The following is a 21,197-nucleotide window of genomic DNA, read 5'->3' as shown; positions in this document are numbered from 1 at the left end:
ACTATACTGTGTTTTTGTACAGTTGTTTGTACCGCTCATCAACTGGATTTTTTCGTTGGCGTTTCAGCCTCCGATTATTCCACTCCGGGTGCCTCGCGAATAATCAGGTGATCGAGGTTTTCGATATTCGCGCTGAACACGCCGAATGTCTGCTCGGGATTCTTCTTGCTCGGCACCTGTTTCAGCTCCGGCGTAACCCCATAAAAGAAGCAGTACAACACCTTTTCGCTGTCGACCGCTGCCTTGATCTGTTCCAGGAACGCCGTGCGCTTGCGGTAATTCTCGATGAGCTTTTTGCTCAGGTAGACGTTGACCGAGTAGGGCTTCTTGTCGAGCCACACCTTCTTTTCAAAGTCGATGCGAAAGCTGGCGGTGTAGTCCTTGATCTCCTTGATTTTGCCCCAGTAGATCAGCCCCTTGTTGTCTTGCAGGTATTCGATCTTTTTGAAAAACGTCAGGTAGGTGGCCGTGTGGTCGCCGATCTTCAACGGCATGCTTTTGAGCTTGGCCTTGTCGTCGATGTTGGACACATAGCATTCCACCGGGTGGGCAAACACGCTGGTTTTATCCGGCGTGGCGTCGCTGGTGCTGTGGGACGTATAGATGCGGTTTGACGGTGCTTTCGTTGGCTCTTGTGGGACAGCGCCCTCAGCGCCAGGCGCCGGCGGTTTACGCGCGTACTGACGGCGGGTCAGTACAAATTCCGACGGGAAATTTTCCTCGCGCTCGTCATCACTTTCACCGGTCGCACTCTTGTGAGTGCTGGCATAACGGCAGCCGTCGATGTGCCGCGTGCCAACCTTGTTTTTGAAGTGTGGAGTGCGCAGGTAATTGACGTTTTTCGCGTTAAAGGTGCTTAGCGTATTGCCCGTGTCGAACGCCGCGCGGCATTCGTCGTTGGGGCACAGAAAGCTGTCCTGGTCGGAATCGAAGGCAGCCGTTTCGTCGAAATTCAGGTCTCGTACGTCGTAGATCGACAGCTTGTCGTCGAGACTCAGGCTGTAGGCCGTGTCGAATTTCATGGGGCTCGGGTCCGTGAGATGAATACCGGATATTACGCAAATATCCGTCGGCATGGAGATCAAAAAATGTGGGAGCTGGCTTGCCTGCGATGACGGTGTATCAAACGACAAATATGTCGCCTGTTACAGAGCTATCGCAGGCAAGCCAGCTCCCACATTAGATGTGTGAAGGTGCAGGCGCTGGGTTCGCAGCCACCCGCCGGCCACTCAAGAAACACAAGCTTCCGCCCACCGCCGTGAGTGCGCCAAGCGCATAGAACATGCTGGCCGGTGCTGCATTGATCAGCAGGTAACCACAGATCACCGGGCTCAGCGCCCCGCCGAACGCCGCCAGGTTTTGCGCGCCGTAATAGCTGCCACGTAGCGCGTCCGGGGCGATGGTGTCGATGAACAGGAATTCAGACGGGTAAATGATCATCTCGCCCAACGTGAACACGAACATGGCGACGCACCAGCTCACCAAACTGTCCGCCAGGCTGAAACCCACCAACCCGGCAATAAACAGCAACGTTCCCAGCACGATCCAGTAGCGCAGCTGTTCACGCTTGAGAAACCGGCCAATCTGGTACTGCATCAAAATCACGGTGATGGCATTGCACGCCAGCACCGCAGACAAAATCTTCAACGCCTGCGCAGGCGTGTAGGCCACCAGCAGAAACTGCGACAGATACAGGGTGTAGCGCCCGTGGACAATGGTGCTCAACAGGCTGCCACTGGTGAACAGGATGAGTGTGCGATCGCTGCGCAAGGTGCGCAGGGTGCTGAGGAAACTCAGGGGTTTGTGGCTGTCATCCCGCTGGGTCGGCGGGATGCCGATCATCAGGAACAGGCTGCCAAAGGCAATGGCGCTGGCGATCAGGAACGGCGCCAGCGGGAAGTGGCCAGCGATAACCACGCCGACCATCGGGCCGGTGGCGTAGCCTACGTTGGTCAGCGTGTAGCGCAGGGAAAACACCTTGGCGCGGTCGCCCACCGGCAGGTTCTCGCTGATGATGGCTTTCGAGCCAATCAGGAACAGCGCCGACGCGGCTTCGGTGATGACAAGGGTCAGGGTGGTGAGGTAAAGGTTGCTGGCAAAGGTCAGCAACAGAAAACCGATGGAGCTGGACAGCATGGCCAGGATCAGCAGCTTGCGCTTTTCCAGGCGGTCGATGATGTAGCCGCCGTAGAGGCCGAGCAGCGTGGCGATGAACACGGCGATGCCCATCAGCAGGCCGATGTCCTGTTGGTTCAGGCCCAGGCGAGTGCTCAGCAGCAAGGCCAGCAATGGGCTGGTCATGGCGCGGCTGACCACGATGGTCACCGAGCAGATCATCAGGCGGCGGATTACCAGGGAGTAGGTGGCCACGGTGGGGCGAGCGTCCTTGTTATATTCTCGACACAACACACATCAACGGGTGAACACAGATCAAATGTGGGAGCTGGCTTGCCTGCGATAGCGGTAAGTCAGGCAGTATTGGATGGCTGACACACCGCTATCGCAGGCAAGCCAGCTCCCACATTTAGAACGTGTTACTGGCCGGCGTTGATGGAGATTTTGGCTACAGCACCTTGCTCCAGATCCCACTTCTTGAGGATCTTGCCGTACGTCCCATCATCAATCATGCCCTGCAACGCCTCGCTGATCGCCGTGACCAGCTCGGTATTGCTCTTCTCAATCCCAAGCCCCGTGAACTGCTTGGAAATTGCCAGGCCGACCGGCTTGTACTTGCCCTTATCCAGCGACATCAAATACGGAATGGTCTCGCTGCCCTGCATCGCCGCATCCAGACGGTTCTGCTGCAACTGCGCGCGCGCATCCGCCGAGCCTTCAGTGCCAATCACCACGATCGCCGGCTTGCCTGCGGCTTCGCAGTTTTCCTTGCTCCACGCGGCAATTTCCGATGGCCAGGTGGTACGGCGGCTGGTGCCGACTTTTTTACCGCACAGGTCAGTCAATTCCTTGATTTCTTCACGCTTGGCCAGGGTGTACAGCTGCGGGCCGCTGGTGAAGTAGTCGATAAAGGTCACCGACTTCTGGCGTTCTGCGGTGTCGGTCATGCCCGACAGCACAATATCCACGCGCTTGGTGGTCAAGCCGCTGAGCATCTGCTCGAAGCCGGTTTCCTGCCACTTGATCTTCACACCCAGGCGCTCGGCCAGGGCATTGCCCAGGTCGAAGTCGAAACCGGTGAGCTGGTTGGTAGCGGTGTCCTTGAAATCCATCGGCGGGTAGTTCGGCACGATGGCCGCGCTGATCTCACCCTTTTCCTTGATTGCCGCCGGCAATGCCGCGAATACACACGAGGAGGCCATCAGGCCTGCAAGCAACGTTGGGATAAACAATTTTTTCATGGGGGCGTTCTCGTTTGTTTTTTAGTTAAGTGCGAACGGCAGAAATAAAGCTTTGGGTACGCGGGTTTTGTGGGCTTATTAGAATTTCTTCAGGGCTGCCGGCTTCCACAATCTGGCCGGCATCCATAAACACCATGCGGTTGGACACTTCGCGGGCGAAGCCCAATTCGTGGGTGACCACGATCATGGTCATGCCGGTGGTAGCCAAATCACGCATCACCGACAGCACTTCTCCTACCAGCTCCGGGTCGAGGGCTGACGTGGGTTCGTCGAATAACATCAGCTTGGGGCGCATCGCCAACGCCCGGGCAATCGCTACACGCTGTTGCTGGCCGCCGGATAATTCCACCGGGTAGGCATTGCGCTTGCCGGCCAAACCCACCCGCGCGAGCAATTCCAGCGCGTCTTCGGTGGCTTCCTTGGGCGAACGCTTGAGCACCTGGCACGGGCCTTCGATGATGTTCTGCAACACGGTCATGTGCGGGAACAAATTGAAGCGCTGGAACACCATGCCGGTGGCCAAACGCTGGCGGGCAATCTGCGATTCATTCATCTCGTGCAGCTTGTTGCCGACCACCCGGTAACCCACCAGCTCGCCGTCGACCCACAGGCCGCCCTTATCGATTTTTTCCAGTTGGTTGACGCAGCGCAGCAGCGTGCTTTTACCCGAACCCGACGGGCCGATGATGCACATCACCTCACCTTGCTCGACCTCGATATTGATGTCGCGCAGCGCGTGATACTCGTCGTAATACTTGTTCAGGTTGACGGCCTTGACGATGCTTCTCATGGGGCAAATCTCCTCAACCCAAACTTACGAACGCTTGCCGGCGCCGCGGGCAAAACGACGCTCAAGGCGGCTTTGACCAAATGAAAGAACAGTCACCACCGCCAGGTACCAGATGCCGGCCACAATCAGCAGCTCCATAACCCGGGCGTTGGCGTAGTAGATGTTTTGCGCGTTGTGCAGCAGCTCCGAGTATTGGATCACGCTCGCCAGGCTGGTCATTTTCACCATGCTGATGAACTCGTTGCCTACCGGCGGAATGATCACTCGCATCGCCTGCGGCAGAATGATCCTGCGCAGCGCTTGCAGGCTCGGCATGCCGATGGACTTGGCCGCTTCGTATTGGCCGGTATCGACCGACAGCAAACCGGCGCGCACCACTTCGGCGGTGTACGCGCCCTGGTTGATGCTCAAGCCGAGGAGGGCGGCCACGAACGGCGTCATCAGGTCGACCGTGTCGATGCTGAACACGCCCGGAATCGCGATCACCGGGAAAATCAGCGCCAGGTTGAACCACAGCAGCAGCTGCAAAATCAGCGGCGTGCCGCGAAACAGCCAGGTGTAAGTGATGGCCACATAGCGCAGGATCGGGTTGGCCGACATGCGCATGATCGCCGTGATCACCCCGATCACCACCCCCAGCGCCATCGCCAGCACCGACATGACGATGGTATTTACCAGGCCCCACAAGATGGCCTCAGACGTGAGGAACTGGCCGATGTAGGACCATTCGATCTGGCCGTTGGCAAATGCACGCAACAACGCCGCCAGGGCGATCACGATCAACGTGGCAAAAAACATCCGCCCGTAATACCGACGCGGCACGTGCTCGTACTGCGTGATATCGAACTGGTTCTCGGACAACTTGCGCCCGGCTTCCAGGCGCTCCGCCGGGGTTTGGTTCATGGTGACTCTCCAAAAACTGATAACGCTACTGCGGATGTACTCGGTCTAATGTGGGAGCTGGCTTGCCTGCGATGGCGCCAACTCTCACACCACAAATCCTAAATTCTGAACCCCTGATAACTCTCAGCCCACTTTTGCTGCTGAGCCAACGCCACCTTCAACCGCCCAATCTGCTCTTTAACCCGCTCCGGCGCCGTCCCGCCCCAACCACTGCGCGCCGAGATCGCCGCTTCCAGGGTCAAGCAGTCCCGAACCTCAGGCAACAGCCGCGCATCCACCTCTGCCAACATCGCCGGCGAGGCTTCCCACAACTCAATCTCATGCTTCTCACAGGCCTGCACCAACGCGCCGGTAATCTCATGCGCCTCTTTAAACGGCACACCCCGCGTGGCCAACCAGTCCGCCACCTCGGTGGCCAAGGTAAAGCCCATCGGCGCCTGACGCCGTAGCTCTTCAACCTGCACCTTCATGGTCGCAACCATCCCGGCCATGGCCGGCAGCACCAGCAGCAAGGTGTCGACGCTGTCCAGCACGCTGTGCTTGTCTTCACTCAAATCGCGGTTGTACGACAGCGGCAACGACTTGAGCGTCGACATCAACCCGGTCAGGTTGCCAATCAACCGCCCAGCCTTGCCCCGCGCCAATTCGGCAATGTCCGGGTTCTTTTTCTGCGGCATGATCGAGCTGCCTGTCGCGTAGGCATCGTCCAGCACCACCCAGCGAAATTGGCGCGACGACCACAGGCAAAACTCCTCAGACAGCCGCGAAATATTCACCCCAAGCATGCCCGCCACAAACAGAAACTCCGCCACATGGTCACGACTGGCGACAGCGTCAATGGAGTTTTCGCACGGCCCGGTGTAGCCCATTTCCTTGGCCGAATGCTCCGGCTGACGCGCAATCGCCGACCCAGCCATCGCCGCCGCACCCAACGGTGACAGCGCCGTGCGCGCATCCCAATCCACCAACCGCTGCACATCGCGCAGCATCGACTGCGAATGCGCCAGCAAGTGGTGAGCAAACACAATGGGTTGCGCCTGCTGCAAATGGGTAAAGCCCGGGCAGATGCTCTCGATATGCTGCTCGGCCTGCGCCACCAGCGCCTGCTGCAAACCCAGCACCTCAGTGGTGATGGTGCGCGCGTGGTCGCGCAGGAACAGGCGCAGGTCATTGGCCGTCTGGTCATTACGCGAGCGCCCGGCGCGCAACTTGCCGCCCAAGGCGCCGAGGCGTTCGGTCAATACACGTTCGATAAAGGTGTGCACATCCTCGTCATCCAGGGTGGGATGCAAGCGCCCAGCGGCGAAGTCCTCACCGATACGGTCCAGTGCTTCCAGGGTGCGCAACGTCTCGGACTCATCCAGCAAACCGGCGCGCTGCAACTCACGGGCATGGGCGCGGGAGCCGGCCAGGTCGTAAGGCGTCAGGCGGAAATAGCGCTCGGGGCAACGCGACAACGCGGCCAATGCAGCAGACGGACCGGTCTTGAAACGAGCGCCCCAAAGGCGGTCGGTGGGCTGAGACATGGATGTTCCTCACGCTTGTTTTTAGAAGAGTCGGAGGCAGTTGAAGCAGAAGTTAATCAGTGTTGAACCGGCGTCTGACGCGCCGTATTCAAGGTTGCCAAGGGCGGTTGTTTATGTTCATTATCGCCGCCTGGCTATGTTCAAGGACTGGGTTGAAGCCTGTTGAATATGGCACTAGAGGTCAACGCGTATTATGGAAACCCCACTTTCCACTTCTGGAAACATGCCACCCAAACCCGGCACAAGACCGCCCCTGCAACTGAGCGGGCTGGACTTTAAATTGCTGCGGGTATTTATGGCCGTGGTCGAAGCCGGCGGCTTCAGCGCGGCGCAAAACGAACTGAACGTGGGCCTGGCCGCCATCAGCAAACAGATCTCCGACCTGGAGATTCGTATTGGCATGCGCCTGTGTACACGGGGCAGGGAAGGCTTTGGCCTCACCGAAGAAGGCAAGCTGGTGTATCAAGCGTCCATCGAGTTATTTACCTCGGTGGACAGTTTTAGAGACAAGCTTAGTTCGGCGCAAAACGAACTGATCGGCGACCTTAGTGTGGGCGTTATTGATAACACCGTATCGGACGTTAATTCCCCGCTCATTGCTGCATTGGGGAAGTTACACAGTGAATCGCCAAAAATTAGATTGCGCCTGCATGCCTCACAATTGGACGAAGTTGAGCGCGGCGTGGTGGAAGGGCGCCTCATCGTCGGCATCGTGCCGGTGTACCAACGCCGCGAAGAGTTCGACTACTTCCCGCTGTACGAAGAAAAGGCCCACGCCTACTGCGCCGTAGGGCACCCACTCTTCACGGCGAGCAACATCACGCCCGAGGTGTTACGCCAATACGAAGTGGTCAACCATCGGTACGCGATCCATCGTGACAAGGCCAACTTCGTCAACTACGACAGCCAGTCCGCCTCAGCGTCACAGGTTGAAGCCGTCGCCATCCTCGTCCTCACAGGACGTTTTCTCGGCTTCCTGCCAGAGCATTACGCCGCACCGTTGGTAAGGGAAGGGCTCCTGCGCGCACTGTGCCCGGAGCAAGTCCACCTGAGCACCGCCTTCAACCTGATCCTGCGCCACAACGCCCCGCGCAGTCCGATGGTAAAAGCCTTCGCAACAGCCCTGGGCGTAGACCTCAAAGCAGCCACGTAGCTCTCCCGCCAAACACCGATCAACACGCTGACAAAGCTCAAATGTGGGAGCTCTCGAGCCCCAGCGAGGCTGCGAAGGGATCGACGCAGTCTTCCTTTCGAGCCTGCCATTCGCATCGATACATTTTCCGCCTAGGCAACAAACAACCTGACTTGTATTGTCTGCAGCCAAATCAAAGGAGGGATGCCCATGACTCAAACAAAAAACAGCCCCCCGGCAGAAAGCACTTGGGACAGCTACTTCCTCCATGGCGAATCAGTGTCCGACGACTTTATGCCTGAGGATGACCGATTGGAGGTTCTGGAGTTGAATCAGATAGTTCATGAACGGCTCGACGCCAACGAAACGCTCATTCATGTGTCCCTCGACGATCTGATCAACAAGGCTGAGACAGGAACTGCCTATAAGAATTGAGTCAGGTATCAACTCACAGCGCGTGTGAAAGCCCAACCTTCTAGATTGGGCTTAATGAAAACGAAATTCGGGGTAATGTGATTCAATCTCTCAACCCCTGGCACCCCATGCTAGTGCGTGACTACCGCAGCTGCTTGCGCTTCTTCTTCGCATGAAAATGCCGAAAATGCGCATCCTGCGCCGCCGCCAGCAACTCCCGATCCCCACGCGTATCGCCCCAGGCCCTGAGCCGATACTCGCCCAAATCCCCATACACCGCCTCAAGGCGCAGCACCTTGTTCTCACAGCGGCAATTATTCCCGGTCAGTCGCCCGGTCAGCACCCCGTCGACCACCTCAAGCTCAGTCCCGATCAACTTGATCCCAAGCCGATTCGCAAACGGCTGCAACACCAACGCCGGCGAAGCCGAACACAACGTCACCTCCGCCCCCGAGCCCAACTCCTGCTCCACCGAAAGCACCCCCGCCGGGCGCATCAACCGCGCCCAATTACGCTGGCAGTACTCCTCGGCCTTCTGCTGCACCCAAGCCTTCTCCACGCCGGTCATAAAGGTGCGGATCAACTGCGCCTTCAACTGATCCCGGCTGATGCGCCGCAACAAAAACCGCAGCCCCGGCACGGCCAGCTTGACCATCCGGCCATAAAACTCACCGGTGCCAAAGGCAAACTTGAGGAAGGGCACGAAACTGTCGTGATGGGTCAGGGTGCCGTCGAAGTCAAAGACGGAGAGCACTTTGGCGTCAGCGGGGCCGGCTTCGAGCATTTCTGGGTTCACGGGTTGGCCTCGGTCCTATCTGGTGTTTTTTGAGTGTTCATCAGGTGTGACCACAGGAGTTTACTCCCGTGCCAATCTTTGGACTTTTGAGTAAAGCCCTTCGGTGAAAGCATCCCGATCACCTGAACGGTGGCAACGCTGATGACAATTGGGGCACAAGGCTACAGCATTGGTGGTGCGATCCGAACCCTTCTGGGCGAGGTGCTTGACGTGATGTACTTCGAGAAATGGCTGGCCGTCCTCTCCAGCAAACGGTGCTGGCTGATCGCAGCCTTCGCAGATGCCATTTGCTAACTGTCGAACCAGCCTTCGCACATGCAGTGCGCGCGCAAACGAAACGCTGACAGTAAATAGCTGCCGCGGATTAAGAATGCCTTGTGGCTCGATTTCAAGAGAGGGCTTCGAGGCGGTTGTGCGCTTTTCAGGCACTGGATTATCTGCCTTTGCCGTATGGCGCTCAGCGTGCAAGGCAGGTTTCGCGGCCAACACTTTACGGATACGCTCACTCACTCCAGCGCCGATGTTTTTTGCTGGCATGTAGCCAGTGATACGTTTCAAACCCAACTGTTCAAACACCGCAGAAATATTCTGCATGCGGTATTCAATAGACGAAGCGCTACGAAGGTGGAGTGGCCCCTCTCGCAATAACCGGTTCTCAACTGATTTCGTAAAGGCTTGCCCGCTCTGCTCAAGCGTCCACATTTTCAAATAGGCATCGACTGAAGCTTCAAGCTCCTCGTCACTCCAGCCATTACTCGTTTTTTTCGTATCCATACAGCCGCCGAGGGTAGAAAACCCTCGGACGATACTGAGTAGCTATTATGGCGTCTACGAAATTTCCTACACGCATGTGGGAAGTGGCTGTCGCTTGCTTTAGTGAATTCGCTGCTTCATTCGGAAACCCTGAGTGAGCTTTTTCCACCACGAAGCCCTTACCGCTTTATTTCGATAGGTTCGATTCACCAATAAATACGGCATATCCCGAAGCCGAATCCAGCCTTCATCCTGCCAATGCAGCAGGTTTAATGACATCTGCGGCCAATCCAACATGCTTAACAACGGCCGCTCCACCGCTCTTGGCTGACACTCATCTCTCAAAGTCGGAATAACCTCATGAGTTATCCAGCTACGTAGCAGCCGGTTCTCCGGCGCGTAGTGATAGACCAGCAGCGCATAGGCACCTGACTCGCTGATCATCAGCATTTCTTCCGGTTGACCGTGAAATAACAATCTCAGGCTTTGTCGCTGGTCTTCATCAAGCTTTCGCGTCGTTCGCTCATCCAAGTAAGTCCCCATCAAGCGTCCAAGGTCACGCGCGCAGAACCAGGCTTGGTTTTCTATAAGTAGGGCGTGAAGTTGAAGAGAGTGACGCGTGAATACAATGGCAATCGACGGCTCAGACGTGGCTGCGTTCTTGGCAGTCGGCAAATCGAGCAAATATTGACTGGGCATTCCTTATGACCTCTACGTGATTTTCAGGAGGGCTAGAGCCCAACGTAGAGACGGATTAAGAAACTCCAACTGGCTTAGCCTCACGACAGCATACGTTCCGCCTGACGAGGGTCAGATGGATGTTCAGCTGTGTGATTGAGGCAAGCTTCTACGTTGGGCGTTTCTTAGGCACCGGCGGACGAGATTATTGTGCCTCGTCATTTACATCAATCACCCAATGGACGATCGCAGTGTAAGAAAGCTCCCGCCTGGATCAGCGGGCATAAAAAAGCCCTGAGCGAGTCAGGGCTTCTTGATGTTACTTGGCTTAGGAATTAATCCCAGCTAAGCGCACCGCCGGTCTGGTACTCGATCACACGGGTCTCAAAGAAATTCTTCTCTTTCTTCAAGTCCATAATCTCGCTCATCCAAGGGAACGGGTTAGTAGTCCCCGGATACTCTTCTTTCAACCCAATCTGCGACAAACGACGGTTCGCGATGAACTTCAAATAGTCCTCCATCATCGCCGCATTCATGCCGAGAACACCACGCGGCATCGTATCCCGCGCATATTCAATCTCCAGCTGCGTCCCCTGCAAAATCATCTGGGTCGCTTCTTCCTTCATCTCGGCATCCCACAAGTGCGGGTTTTCGATTTTGATCTGGTTGATCACATCGATACCGAAGTTCAGGTGCATCGACTCATCGCGCAGGATGTACTGGAACTGCTCGGCCACGCCGGTCATTTTGTTGCGACGGCCCATGGACAGAATCTGGGTGAAGCCGCAATAGAAGAAGATGCCTTCCAGTACGCAGTAGTACGCCACCAGGTTGCGCAGCAGTTCTTTATCAGTCTCAACAGTGCCGGTTTCGAACTTCGGATCGGAGATCGAGCGGGTGTACTTCAAGCCCCAAGCGGCCTTTTTGGCGACCGACGGAATCTCGTGGTACATGTTGAAGATTTCGCCTTCATCCATGGCCAGGGATTCGATGCAGTACTGGTAGGCGTGGGTGTGGATCGCCTCTTCGAAAGCCTGGCGCAGGATGTACTGGCGGCACTCCGGGTTGGTGATCAGGCGGTACACGGCCAGCACCAGGTTGTTGGCAACCAGGGAGTCGGCGGTGGAGAAGAAGCCCAGGTTGCGCATGACGATGCGGCGTTCGTCGTCGGTCAGGCCTTCGGGGTCTTTCCACACGGCGATGTCGGCGGTCATGTTGACCTCTTGCGGCATCCAGTGGTTGGCGCAGCCGTCGAGGTACTTTTGCCAGGCCCAGTCGTACTTGAAGGGCACGAGTTGGTTGAGGTCGGCGCGGCAGTTGATCATGCGCTTTTCGTCGACGGCGACGCGGGCGGCGGAGCCTTCGAGCTCGGCGAGGCCTTCGGCGACGTCGAGTTTGTCCAGCGCAGCTTTGGCGCGCGCGATGGCGGCGGAGTCGTTGGCGGTCACGGCGCGGGCTTCGATGGCGGCGGCAGCGCCGGCGCCGTCGAGGCGGTCCATGTTGGCTTCGGTGGCGTGGCCGGCGTTGGCGCCTTTGGTGGCTACTTCGCCTTCTTCTTCTTTGTCGAATTCGTCCCAGCTCAGCATGACGTGTCGTCTCCTGCGTGAGGGCTCAAAGGTGCCCGTGTGAAACCGGATTGTTGGGTGTTCACACGGCCCTGAGGCCGCGGTGGATCTTAAGGAATCGTTTGTTGCAACAGCTCGCGCAGGCATTAAACGGAATCAGGTAACGGGTGTTCTGCTTGAGGCTGAGGTGCGGAGCGACAGGTGCAGGCTCCAGCGGAGGCCTCAGGTCTGGCTCTTCATCCCGGTGTAAAGGGATATTGCAGGCCCGATTTACCCGCGCATTATAGGGAAAAAATACGCTTTGTCTTGCGGCGGATGGTCTCGGATCACAGGCAAAAAGCCTGTTGTTTGAGCCAGAGTGAGGGTTTACAGGGGTTTGGCGGGGTGACGGGCGGTGGAGGTATTTTGTTGAGGCTGGAGGAGGGTGGCTGTTGCTGATTGCGGTGGCGTGGCGGCTACCGCTTTCGCGAGCAAGCCCGCTCCCACATTTGGATTGGGGTATGGCTGGGTTGGGTCCTTGGCCGCAAGAACGATTTCTTGCGGCGGCCAAGGTCCGGGTTTAACGCACACTTATATAGTTATTAGCCGTTAGAGCAACCATCGCCCATTACTTGATACTTAAGAATATGCCGCTGACCGCGTGAGTCTTCATATTCCATTTGTACCGGTACAACGCGGCATACTTGCGGAACTTCACTCATGGACAATACTTTGGCAACGTCCAGGTGGGTGCTGTAGGTGTAGTCTTCTACCAGCGGGGCGTTCTGGCCGGCCAGTTCAGTCGGGGCTTCGTCGGCCAGGGCGGCGGTGGCGCACAGGCTGCTGATGGCCATAACTACTAAAGCTTTCATTACTGTATTTACCTTCTTCAGGGCGAAAGGGGTCACGGGGCCCTTATGAGGCCACGTGTGTAACTTAGGATGGGTTAGTTCGGATTAACGATGCCTTCGTGGGGGCTGTAACGTTGTTAATCGCGGTGCCTTGTTGGCGGAGTTGATTTTAGGCGTGCGGGTTTTATTCATATACCCGTGCTTTTGATAAACACTATTGGCGGTTTTTGTAACAATCCCGTGGTAAAGCTTTTTTCATCAAGGCGCAAAGCGCCACGGGCCGCGGGCCAGAGCCGTAAACCGGCAAGGCAGGGTATTTTGTAGGGGCTTGTTACTACCATCGTCGAATGGTTCTATGGGGCAGCCCCGGCTACAACAGGGGCCATACAACAACAACTATGTCACCGAGGTAAGAAAGATGAGTGCGGCTTCCCTGTACCCCGTTCGCCCCGAAGTAGCAGCCAACACGCTGACCGACGAGGCGACCTACAAGGCCATGTACCAGCAGTCGGTGGTCAACCCCGATGGTTTCTGGCGTGAGCAAGCCAAGCGTCTTGACTGGGTCAAGCCTTTCACCGCGGTCAAGCAGACCTCTTTCGACGATCACCATGTCGACATCAAATGGTTCGCCGATGGCACCCTGAACGTTTCCTACAACTGCCTGGACCGTCACCTCGCTGAGCGTGGCGACCACGCGGCGATCATCTGGGAAGGCGATGACCCCTCCGAGAGCCGCACCATCACCTACCGCGAGCTGCATGAAGAAGTCTGCAAGTTCGCCAACGCCTTGCGCGGCCAGGATGTGCATCGCGGCGACGTGGTGACTATCTATATGCCGATGATCCCCGAAGCCGTGGTCGCCATGCTGGCGTGTACCCGCATCGGTGCGATTCACTCCGTGGTGTTTGGCGGCTTTTCGCCGGAGGCCCTGGCCGGTCGCATCATCGACTGTAAGTCGAAGGTGGTGATCACCGCCGACGAAGGCATCCGTGCCGGTAAGAAAATTCCGCTGAAGGCCAACGTCGATGACGCGCTGACCAACCCGGAAACCAGCAGCGTCCAAAAAGTCATCGTGTGCAAGCGCACCAATGGCGCAATCAAGTGGAACCAGCATCGCGACATCTGGTACGAAGACCTGATGAAAGTGGCGGGCACCGTGTGTGCGCCGAAAGAGATGGGCGCCGAAGAAGCGCTGTTCATCCTTTATACCTCCGGCTCAACCGGCAAGCCGAAGGGCGTGCAGCACACTACCGGCGGCTACCTGCTCTACGCCGCCCTGACCCACGAGCGCGTGTTCGACTACCGCCCGGGCGAAATCTATTGGTGCACCGCCGACGTCGGCTGGATCACTGGCCACACCTATATCGTTTACGGCCCGCTGGCCAATGGCGCGACCACGCTGCTGTTCGAAGGCGTGCCGAACTACCCGGACATCACCCGCGTCGGCAAGATCGTCGACAAGCACAAGGTCAACATCCTCTACACCGCGCCAACCGCGATCCGCGCGATGATGGCCTCTGGCACTGCGGCCTGCGAAGGCGTGGATGGCAGCAGCCTGCGTCTGCTCGGTTCGGTGGGTGAGCCGATTAACCCGGAAGCGTGGGACTGGTACTACAAGAACGTCGGCCAATCCCGTTGCCCGATTGTCGATACCTGGTGGCAGACCGAGACCGGCGCCACCCTGATGAGCCCGCTGCCGGGTGCGCACGCGCTCAAACCGGGGTCGGCGGCACGGCCATTCTTCGGTGTGGTGCCGGCGCTGGTGGACAACCTGGGCAACATCATCGAAGGCGCCGCTGAAGGCAACCTGGTGATCCTCGATTCGTGGCCAGGCCAGGCGCGCACGCTGTACGGCGACCATGACCGTTTTGTGGATACCTACTTCAAGACCTTCCGTGGCATGTATTTCACCGGTGACGGCGCGCGTCGCGATGAAGACGGCTACTGGTGGATCACCGGGCGTGTGGATGACGTGCTGAACGTGTCCGGCCACCGCATGGGCACCGCCGAAATTGAAAGTGCGATGGTTGCGCACCCGAAAGTCGCTGAGGCCGCCGTAGTGGGTGTGCCGCATGACATCAAGGGGCAGGGCATCTATGTGTACGTCACGCTGAAAAACGGCGAAGAGCCGAACGAAGCGCTGCGCCTGGAGCTGAAGAACTGGGTGCGTAAGGAGATTGGCCCGATTGCTTCGCCGGATGTGATCCAGTGGGCGCCGGGCTTGCCGAAGACGCGATCCGGGAAAATCATGCGCAGGATTCTGCGCAAGATTGCCACGGCCGAGTATGACGGGTTGGGGGATATCTCCACGCTGGCAGACCCGGGTGTGGTGGCGCATTTGATTGAGACGCACAAGACCATGAACGCCGCTTAAAGAAGCGTACGAAGCCCCATTCGGTGAGAGCCGGGTGGGGCTTTTTATTGAGCTTTTGAAAAAAATGGAGATCCCCTGTGGGAGCGGGCTTGCTCGCGAATGCGGTGGGTCAGCTACACATCTGTTAACTGATCCGCCGCATTCGCGAGCAAGCCCGCTCCCACATTTGACCGAATTTCAAATTGAAACGGGTAGTGGTCTGACGGCTCCGCAGAACCCCCAAGCTAATAAATATCGGCTTCACCCGTAGGAGGTTTCTGAATGTTACCTTCGCCCCTGAATGTGTAACCCGCCGCCCAATCCTGAGGCAATGCGCTACGCCAATGCCCCGAAAAGCCGCATTCCAGACACCCCCAGAAATAAGATTAAACGCCAGACTTGCCGTGCTAGAAGGGTTTGCGAATAATAGGCCCGCTATTTGCAGTATCAGCAGGTTTACTATCTTTTGTCTCTGCATAAAATTCAGAGGCTGTCAATGTGCTGGATCCACTTTCTCGGTGCTTCTGTAAATTGTTGTCGCATTGAGGAAATATCGGCTTCCAGCCTGTCGTTAGAATGCCGATCACTCGCTCGTCGTCTCAGGTGTCGAACCTGCGTAGGACGCAGCACCGCTATTCGGTTTCACTGAAGTCGCATCGTGGGCCACGGCTCATACTGCTTTTTGCCCTATACCGATGGAGTCCCAAGATGAAGAAACTTGTGCTGTTGGGCGCCCTGGCGCTGTCCGTGCTGTCCATGCAGGCTTTCGCTGACGAGAAGCCCCTGAAAATTGGTATCGAAGCGGCTTACCCTCCGTTTGCCTCGAAGGCGCCGGATGGCAGCATCGTTGGGTTTGACTACGACATCGGCAACGCCCTGTGCGAAGAGATGAAGGTCAAGTGCACCTGGGTCGAGCAGGAATTCGACGGCCTGATCCCGGCGCTTAAAGTGCGCAAGATCGACGCGATTCTGTCGTCCATGTCCATCACGGATGACCGCAAAAAATCCGTGGACTTCACCAACCGCTACTACCTGACTCCGGCGCGCCTGGTCTTGAAGGAAGGCACCACCGTCAGCGACAGCCTGGATGAATTGAAAGGCAAGAAGATCGGCGTGCAGCGCGGTTCGATCCACGACCGTTTCGCCAAGGAAGTCCTGGCCCCTAAAGGCGCCACCGTTGTGCCTTACAGCTCGCAGAACGAAATCTACCTGGACATCGAAGCCGGTCGTCTCGACGGCACCGTGGCTGACGCCACCCTGCTGCAGGAAGGTTTCCTCGATACCCCAGCCGGTAAAGGCTACGCGTTCACCGGCCCGGCCTTCACCGACGTCAAATACTTCGGCGACGGCGTAGGCATCGCGGTACGTAAAGGCGACAAGGAAAACCTGGACCGCATCAACGCAGCCATTGCCGCGATCCGTGCCAACGGCAAGTACAAAGAAATCGAGAAAAAGTACTTCAACTTCGACATCTATGGTCCTGAAGCCAAGTAACGCGAAGTCGTAGTCTGCTCAGAATGGCGCAAGCAACAGAGGTCTCTGAAGTTTGCGCCATTTTTTCATCCCCCTTTTCGAGGACCTGAATCATGTTGAAAGGCTACGGGGCCGTCATCCTCGATGGCGCATGGTTGACGCTTCAGCTCGCCTTGTCGTCCATGGCCTTGGCCATCGTTCTGGGTCTGATCGGGGTCGCGTTACGCCTGTCGCCGGTGCGCTGGCTGGCCTGGCTGGGTGACTTGTACTCCACGGTGATCCGCGGGATCCCCGACCTGGTGCTGATCCTGCTGATTTTCTACGGCGGTCAGGACCTGCTTAACCGCGTCGCGCCGATGTTCGGCTTTGACGACTATATCGACTTGAACCCCTTGGCCGCCGGTATCGGCACCCTGGGTTTCATCTTTGGCGCCTACCTCTCGGAAACCTTCCGTGGCGCCTTCATGGCCATTCCCAAGGGCCAGGCCGAAGCCGGCCTGGCGTATGGCATGAGCAGCTTCCAGGTGTTTTTCCGGGTGATGGTGCCGCAGATGATTCGGCTGGCCATCCCTGGGTTTACCAACAACTGGCTGGTATTGACCAAGGCCACCGCGCTCATTTCGGTGGTGGGCCTGCAAGACATGATGTTCAAGGCCAAGCAGGCGGCAGACGCCACCCGCGAGCCTTTTACCTTCTTCCTCGCAGTGGCGGCGATGTACCTGGTGATCACCAGCGTCTCGTTGCTGGCCCTGCGTTACCTTGAGAAGCGCTACTCGGTAGGCGTAAGGGCGGCTGATCTATGATCTTCGACTACAACGTCATTTGGGAGGCCATGCCGCTGTACCTCGGCGGCTTGCTGACCACCCTGAAACTGCTCGCCATCTCGCTGTTCTTCGGCCTGCTCGCCGCCTTGCCCCTGGGCTTGATGCGCGTGTCCAAGCAGCCGATCGTCAACGGCGTGGCCTGGCTGTTCACCTACGTGATTCGCGGCACGCCGATGCTGGTGCAGCTGTTCCTGATCTACTACGGCCTGGCCCAGTTCGAGGCGGTGCGCGAAAGCGTTATGTGGCCGTTGCTGTCCAGCGCCACGTTCTGTGCGTGCCTGGCGTTTGCGATCAACACCAGCGCCTACACCGCCGAAATTATCGCCGGTAGCCTCAAGGCCACGCCCAATGGCGAGATCGAAGCCGCCAAGGCCATGGGCATGTCGCGTTACAAGCTGTACCGCCGCATCCTGCTGCCATCGGCCCTGCGCCGGGCGCTGCCGCAGTACAGCAACGAAGTGATCATGATGCTGCAGACCACCAGCCTTGCGTCCATCGTGACCCTGATCGACATCACCGGTGCCGCGCGCACGGTGAACGCCCAGTTCTACCTGCCGTTTGAAGCCTATATCACCGCCGGCGCGTTCTACTTGTGCCTGACTTTCATCCTGGTGCGCTTGTTCAAGTTGGCCGAAGGCCGCTGGCTGAGCTACCTGGCTCCACGGAAGCATTGATATGGAACGCATCGATCACCTGTTGCCCTGGGGTCACCTGGGCTGCGAGCGCCAGCTGAGCGTGTTTCGTTTCGGCACCGGCGAGCGCAAGGCTTACATTCAGGCCAGCTTGCACGCCGACGAATTGCCGGGGATGCGCGCCGCCTGGGAGCTGAAAAAGCGCCTGACCGAACTGGAAGCGCAAGGCGCCCTCAATGGCGTGATCGAGCTGGTGCCGGTGGCCAACCCGATGGGCCTGGGCCAGTTGCTGCAAGGCAGCCACCAGGGGCGTTTCGAGGTGGGCAGCGGCAAGAATTTTAACCGCGACTTCGTGGAATTAAGCCAGCCGGTCGCCGCCTCTCTTGATGGCAAGCTCGGCGATGATCCCCACGCCAACGTGCGCATGATCCGCCAGGCGATGGCCGATGCACTCGCCGCCTTACCTGCGCCGAGCAGCCAATTGCAAGGCATGCAGCGTGTGCTGCTGAGCCACGCCTGCACGGCGGACATCGTTCTCGATTTGCATTGCGACGCTGAAGCCGCGCTGCACATGTACGCGTTGCCTCAGCACTGGCCGCAGTGGCGGTCGCTGTCGGCGCACCTGGGTGTGAAGGTGGGCTTGCTGGCGGAAGATTCCGGCGGCAGCTCGTTCGATGAAGCCTGTTCGCTGCCGTGGTTACGCCTGGCCCAGGCGTTTCCCGAGGCGCAGATTCCGCTGGCGTGCCTGGCGACAACGCTGGAACTCGCTGGCCAGGCCGACACCGGCCGTGATGAAGCGATCTTCCACGCCGAAGGCATTCTGGCGTTCCTCGCCGAACAGGGCCTGATCAAGGGTGAATGGCCTGCGCCGCAACACGAACCGTGCGAAGGCTTGCCCTTCGGCGGCACCGAGTTGCTGTTCGCGCCCCACGCCGGGGTGATCAGTTACCTGCGTAAAGCCGGTGACCGGGTCGAAAAAGGCGAGCCGATTTTTGAAGTGATTGACCCTCTGGACGACCGCGTAAGCATCATCTGTGCGGGCACTTCGGGGGTGTTGTTTGCCGTTGAACGGCTACGTTATGCCCAAGCGGGTTTCTGGCTGGCCAAGGTGGCGGGGCGCGAAGCGCTGCGTCACGGGCGCTTGCTCAACGACTGACCACCTGTTTTTGTGAGAACCGACCGCATGTACAAACTTGAAGTCCAAGACCTGCATAAACGCTATGGCAGTCATGAAGTGCTCAAAGGCGTGTCCCTGGCCGCCGCGGCCGGTGATGTGATCAGCATCATCGGTTCCAGTGGTTCGGGCAAAAGTACCTTTTTGCGCTGCATCAACCTGCTGGAGCAACCCCACGCCGGCAAGATTCTGCTCAACAACGAAGAGCTGAAACTGGTAACCAACAAGGACGGCGCCATGAAGGCCGCCGACCCGAAACAGCTGCAACGCATGCGTTCGCGCTTGTCTATGGTGTTCCAGCATTTCAACCTGTGGTCGCACATGACTGCGCTGGAAAACGTGATGGAAGCGCCGGTGCACGTGTTGGGCATGTCGAAAAAAGACGCACGTGAAAAAGCCGAGCACTACCTGGCCAAAGTCGGCGTGTGCCATCGTAAGGATGCGTTCCCTGGCCATATGTCCGGCGGCGAACAGCAACGCGTAGCGATTGCCCGCGCCCTGGCGATGGAACCTGAGGTGATGCTGTTCGACGAACCGACCTCGGCGCTCGACCCGGAACTGGTGGGCGAAGTGCTCAAGGTGATGCAGGACCTGGCCCAGGAAGGCCGCACCATGGTGGTGGTGACCCACGAAATGGGCTTTGCCCGTGAAGTGTCGAACCAGCTGGTGTTCTTGCACAAAGGCATTGTTGAGGAGCGTGGCAACCCGCGTGAAGTGCTGGTGAACCCGCAGTCCGAGCGCCTTCAACAGTTCCTCTCCGGCAGCCTGAAATAATCAAGAACGTGCCCAATCCCCCTGTGGGAGCGGGCTTGTTGTGGCGAGGGAGCTTGCTCCCGCTGACTGCGTAGCAGTCTCCGGCTTTTTTGGGGGCGCTTCGCACCCCAGCGCAAGCAAGCTTGCTCGCCACAAAAGCCCGCTCCCACATTGGATCTCCACATGTTTTGAGATTTGTGATCGTTTACCGGCTAGCATTGGCCTTTGTCTTCATTACCGTTACTCGCTTCGGATAGCACTCCATGACCGCCCATAAAATTGGTTTCCTGATTTGGCCCAGCACAAAAGCCCTGACGCTTGCGCTGGCTGAGGAGGCCTTGCGCGTTGCTCAGCGGGTGCATCCGGACGTGGTCTACGAGCTGTCGTTCCTGCTCGCTGAACCTGCGGCCGAGGGTGCCTGGCAACTGCCGGGCGAGCCGTGGGCCGGTAAGCTTGAGGGCTTCCAGAAACTGTTCCTGCTGGCGGATGAGCCGCCCACCGTCATCGCCTCGCAACTGAGTACCGCGCTCAAACAGCTGGTGCGTGCCGGTTGCGTGATTGGCGGTTTGTCGGCGGGCGTATACCCGCTGGCCCAGCTCGGTCTGCTCGATGGCTACCGCGCCGCCGTGCACTGGCGCTGGCAGGATGATTTCGCCGAGCGCTTCCCCAAGGTCATCGCCACCAGCCACCTGTTTGACTGGGACCGCGACCGCCTCACCGCCTGCGGCGGCATGTCGGTACTCGACCTGTTGCTGGCGGTATTGGCCCGTGACCACGGCGCCGAACTGGCCGGTGCGGTCTCCGAAGAACTGGTGGTGGAGCGCATCCGCGAAGGTGGCGAGCGTCAGCGCATTCCGCTGCAAAACCGCCTGGGTTCCAGCCATCCGAAGCTGACCCAAGCGGTGTTGTTGATGGAAGCGAACATCGAAGAGCCGCTGACCACCGACGAAATCGCCCAGCACGTGTGCGTGTCGCGACGACAACTCGAACGCATCTTCAAGCAATACCTCAACCGCGTCCCGAGCCAGTACTACCTGGAACTGCGCCTGAACAAGGCACGCCAGATGCTCATGCAAACCAGCAAGTCGATCATCCAGATCGGCTTGTCGTGCGGCTTCTCCTCGGGGCCGCACTTCTCCAGCGCCTACCGCAACTTCTTTGGCGCCACCCCCCGTGAAGACCGCAACCAGCGGCGCAGCAGCAGCCCGTTCGAGTTATCGTCGGTGCCGTCCGAGCGCGGCTGAG

At 58.2% G+C, this 21,197-nt stretch carries 20 protein-coding genes; 9 read left to right on the top strand and 11 right to left on the bottom strand.

Annotated features, from left to right (window positions below):
* Positions 1 to 74 precede the first annotated feature (74 nt).
* From Q7C20_RS21915 to argH, 6 genes are all read right to left on the bottom strand, one after another.
* Positions 75 to 1,022 (bottom strand): hypothetical protein, encoded by a 948-nt coding sequence (locus tag Q7C20_RS21915; RefSeq protein ID WP_375070154.1) that lies wholly within the window; start codon positions 1,020 to 1,022, stop codon positions 75 to 77.
* A 157-nt stretch (positions 1,023 to 1,179) separates the two neighbouring features.
* On the bottom strand, positions 1,180 to 2,370 hold the full coding sequence (locus tag Q7C20_RS21910) for an MFS transporter (RefSeq protein WP_375070153.1): 1,191 nt from the start codon (positions 2,368 to 2,370) through the stop codon (positions 1,180 to 1,182).
* Between the two features lie 164 nt (positions 2,371 to 2,534).
* Positions 2,535 to 3,356 (bottom strand): ABC transporter substrate-binding protein, encoded by an 822-nt coding sequence (locus Q7C20_RS21905; protein WP_348057998.1) that lies wholly within the window; start codon positions 3,354 to 3,356, stop codon positions 2,535 to 2,537.
* Positions 3,357 to 3,381: 25 nt separating this feature from the next.
* Positions 3,382 to 4,146: an amino acid ABC transporter ATP-binding protein gene (locus Q7C20_RS21900; RefSeq protein ID WP_375070150.1), complete on the bottom strand. Its 765-nt coding sequence runs from the start codon at positions 4,144 to 4,146 to the stop codon at positions 3,382 to 3,384.
* A 24-nt stretch (positions 4,147 to 4,170) separates the two neighbouring features.
* Positions 4,171 to 5,049: an amino acid ABC transporter permease gene (locus Q7C20_RS21895; RefSeq protein ID WP_375070148.1), complete on the bottom strand. Its 879-nt coding sequence runs from the start codon at positions 5,047 to 5,049 to the stop codon at positions 4,171 to 4,173.
* A gap of 98 nt (positions 5,050 to 5,147) precedes the next feature.
* Entirely contained in the window at positions 5,148 to 6,575 is a 1,428-nt protein-coding gene (gene argH / locus Q7C20_RS21890; RefSeq protein ID WP_375070146.1) for an argininosuccinate lyase, read from the bottom strand.
* A 193-nt stretch (positions 6,576 to 6,768) separates the two neighbouring features.
* On the opposite strand from argH, the gene Q7C20_RS21885 reads away from it, so the two are divergent.
* Both Q7C20_RS21885 and Q7C20_RS21880 read left to right on the top strand, forming a co-directional pair.
* Positions 6,769 to 7,728 (top strand): LysR family transcriptional regulator, encoded by a 960-nt coding sequence (locus Q7C20_RS21885; RefSeq protein ID WP_375070144.1) that lies wholly within the window; start codon positions 6,769 to 6,771, stop codon positions 7,726 to 7,728.
* A 189-nt stretch (positions 7,729 to 7,917) separates the two neighbouring features.
* Positions 7,918 to 8,142, top strand: coding sequence for a hypothetical protein (locus Q7C20_RS21880; protein ID WP_375070142.1), 225 nt, complete (start codon positions 7,918 to 7,920; stop codon positions 8,140 to 8,142).
* Between the two features lie 121 nt (positions 8,143 to 8,263).
* On the opposite strand, the gene Q7C20_RS21875 is transcribed toward Q7C20_RS21880, so the two are convergent.
* The 5 genes from Q7C20_RS21875 to Q7C20_RS21855 form a co-directional block, all read right to left on the bottom strand.
* Complete coding sequence (locus tag Q7C20_RS21875; RefSeq protein ID WP_375070167.1) at positions 8,264 to 8,905, bottom strand: HAD-IB family hydrolase; 642 nt, start codon at positions 8,903 to 8,905, stop codon at positions 8,264 to 8,266.
* A 72-nt stretch (positions 8,906 to 8,977) separates the two neighbouring features.
* Entirely contained in the window at positions 8,978 to 9,691 is a 714-nt protein-coding gene (locus tag Q7C20_RS21870) for an HNH endonuclease (protein ID WP_375070140.1), read from the bottom strand.
* A 99-nt stretch (positions 9,692 to 9,790) separates the two neighbouring features.
* The gene (locus tag Q7C20_RS21865; RefSeq protein WP_375070138.1) at positions 9,791 to 10,369 is read right to left on the bottom strand and encodes a Bro-N domain-containing protein; all 579 of its coding nucleotides are present in this window, start codon (positions 10,367 to 10,369) and stop codon (positions 9,791 to 9,793) included.
* A gap of 314 nt (positions 10,370 to 10,683) precedes the next feature.
* Complete coding sequence (locus tag Q7C20_RS21860; protein WP_375070136.1) at positions 10,684 to 11,934, bottom strand: ribonucleotide-diphosphate reductase subunit beta; 1,251 nt, start codon at positions 11,932 to 11,934, stop codon at positions 10,684 to 10,686.
* 560 nt (positions 11,935 to 12,494) lie between these two features.
* Complete coding sequence (locus Q7C20_RS21855) at positions 12,495 to 12,764, bottom strand: DUF2790 domain-containing protein (protein ID WP_375070134.1); 270 nt, start codon at positions 12,762 to 12,764, stop codon at positions 12,495 to 12,497.
* A gap of 397 nt (positions 12,765 to 13,161) precedes the next feature.
* On the opposite strand from Q7C20_RS21855, the gene acs reads away from it, so the two are divergent.
* The 7 genes from acs to argR all read left to right on the top strand — a co-directional run bounded on the left by acs (position 13,162) and on the right by argR (position 21,196).
* Complete coding sequence (gene acs, locus Q7C20_RS21850; RefSeq protein WP_375070132.1) at positions 13,162 to 15,117, top strand: acetate--CoA ligase; 1,956 nt, start codon at positions 13,162 to 13,164, stop codon at positions 15,115 to 15,117.
* A 687-nt stretch (positions 15,118 to 15,804) separates the two neighbouring features.
* Positions 15,805 to 16,590, top strand: a complete 786-nt coding sequence (locus Q7C20_RS21845) for an ABC transporter substrate-binding protein (RefSeq protein ID WP_348060300.1) — start codon at positions 15,805 to 15,807, stop codon at positions 16,588 to 16,590.
* A 92-nt stretch (positions 16,591 to 16,682) separates the two neighbouring features.
* Entirely contained in the window at positions 16,683 to 17,372 is a 690-nt protein-coding gene (locus tag Q7C20_RS21840) for an ABC transporter permease (protein WP_348060302.1), read from the top strand.
* Positions 17,369 to 18,067 carry an ABC transporter permease gene (locus Q7C20_RS21835; RefSeq protein WP_375070130.1) on the top strand — a complete coding sequence of 233 codons (699 nt, stop codon included), beginning with the start codon at positions 17,369 to 17,371 and terminating at the stop codon, positions 18,065 to 18,067. Before Q7C20_RS21840 ends, Q7C20_RS21835 begins: the two co-directional genes overlap by 4 nt.
* A 1-nt stretch (position 18,068) precedes the next feature.
* Positions 18,069 to 19,181: a succinylglutamate desuccinylase/aspartoacylase family protein gene (locus tag Q7C20_RS21830; protein WP_375070128.1), complete on the top strand. Its 1,113-nt coding sequence runs from the start codon at positions 18,069 to 18,071 to the stop codon at positions 19,179 to 19,181.
* Positions 19,182 to 19,208: 27 nt separating this feature from the next.
* Positions 19,209 to 19,973 carry an ABC transporter ATP-binding protein gene (locus Q7C20_RS21825; RefSeq protein WP_375070127.1) on the top strand — a complete coding sequence of 255 codons (765 nt, stop codon included), beginning with the start codon at positions 19,209 to 19,211 and terminating at the stop codon, positions 19,971 to 19,973.
* Between the two features lie 242 nt (positions 19,974 to 20,215).
* Positions 20,216 to 21,196, top strand: coding sequence for a transcriptional regulator ArgR (gene argR / locus Q7C20_RS21820; RefSeq protein WP_049711881.1), 981 nt, complete (start codon positions 20,216 to 20,218; stop codon positions 21,194 to 21,196).
* Position 21,197: the final 1 nt, after the last annotated feature.

Source organism: Pseudomonas sp. AMR01 (genome assembly GCF_041946035.1).
Taxonomy (GTDB): Bacteria; Pseudomonadota; Gammaproteobacteria; order Pseudomonadales; family Pseudomonadaceae; genus Aquipseudomonas; species Aquipseudomonas antarctica_B.
The sequence above is the reverse complement of the archived record's forward strand: the minus strand, read 5'-3'. Positions and strand labels throughout refer to the sequence as shown.

Bases quoted from the DNA above. Each gene is read 5' to 3' on its own strand.
- Q7C20_RS21915 (WP_375070154.1), bottom strand. From the start codon at position 1,022: ATGAAATTCGACACGGCCTACAGCCTGAGTCTCGACGACAAGCTGTCG.
- Q7C20_RS21905 (WP_348057998.1), bottom strand. From the start codon at position 3,356: ATGAAAAAATTGTTTATCCCAACGTTGCTTGCAGGCCTGATGGCCTCC.
- Q7C20_RS21900 (WP_375070150.1), bottom strand. From the start codon at position 4,146: ATGAGAAGCATCGTCAAGGCCGTCAACCTGAACAAGTATTACGACGAG.
- Q7C20_RS21895 (WP_375070148.1), bottom strand. From the start codon at position 5,049: ATGAACCAAACCCCGGCGGAGCGCCTGGAAGCCGGGCGCAAGTTGTCC.
- argH (WP_375070146.1), bottom strand. From the start codon at position 6,575: ATGTCTCAGCCCACCGACCGCCTTTGGGGCGCTCGTTTCAAGACCGGT.
- Q7C20_RS21885 (WP_375070144.1), top strand. From the start codon at position 6,769: ATGGAAACCCCACTTTCCACTTCTGGAAACATGCCACCCAAACCCGGC.
- Q7C20_RS21880 (WP_375070142.1), top strand. From the start codon at position 7,918: ATGACTCAAACAAAAAACAGCCCCCCGGCAGAAAGCACTTGGGACAGC.
- Q7C20_RS21875 (WP_375070167.1), bottom strand. From the start codon at position 8,905: ATGCTCGAAGCCGGCCCCGCTGACGCCAAAGTGCTCTCCGTCTTTGAC.
- Q7C20_RS21870 (WP_375070140.1), bottom strand. From the start codon at position 9,691: ATGGATACGAAAAAAACGAGTAATGGCTGGAGTGACGAGGAGCTTGAA.
- Q7C20_RS21865 (WP_375070138.1), bottom strand. From the start codon at position 10,369: ATGCCCAGTCAATATTTGCTCGATTTGCCGACTGCCAAGAACGCAGCC.
- Q7C20_RS21860 (WP_375070136.1), bottom strand. From the start codon at position 11,934: ATGCTGAGCTGGGACGAATTCGACAAAGAAGAAGAAGGCGAAGTAGCC.
- Q7C20_RS21855 (WP_375070134.1), bottom strand. From the start codon at position 12,764: ATGAAAGCTTTAGTAGTTATGGCCATCAGCAGCCTGTGCGCCACCGCC.
- acs (WP_375070132.1), top strand. From the start codon at position 13,162: ATGAGTGCGGCTTCCCTGTACCCCGTTCGCCCCGAAGTAGCAGCCAAC.
- Q7C20_RS21845 (WP_348060300.1), top strand. From the start codon at position 15,805: ATGAAGAAACTTGTGCTGTTGGGCGCCCTGGCGCTGTCCGTGCTGTCC.
- Q7C20_RS21840 (WP_348060302.1), top strand. From the start codon at position 16,683: ATGTTGAAAGGCTACGGGGCCGTCATCCTCGATGGCGCATGGTTGACG.
- Q7C20_RS21835 (WP_375070130.1), top strand. From the start codon at position 17,369: ATGATCTTCGACTACAACGTCATTTGGGAGGCCATGCCGCTGTACCTC.
- Q7C20_RS21830 (WP_375070128.1), top strand. From the start codon at position 18,069: ATGGAACGCATCGATCACCTGTTGCCCTGGGGTCACCTGGGCTGCGAG.
- Q7C20_RS21825 (WP_375070127.1), top strand. From the start codon at position 19,209: ATGTACAAACTTGAAGTCCAAGACCTGCATAAACGCTATGGCAGTCAT.
- argR (WP_049711881.1), top strand. From the start codon at position 20,216: ATGACCGCCCATAAAATTGGTTTCCTGATTTGGCCCAGCACAAAAGCC.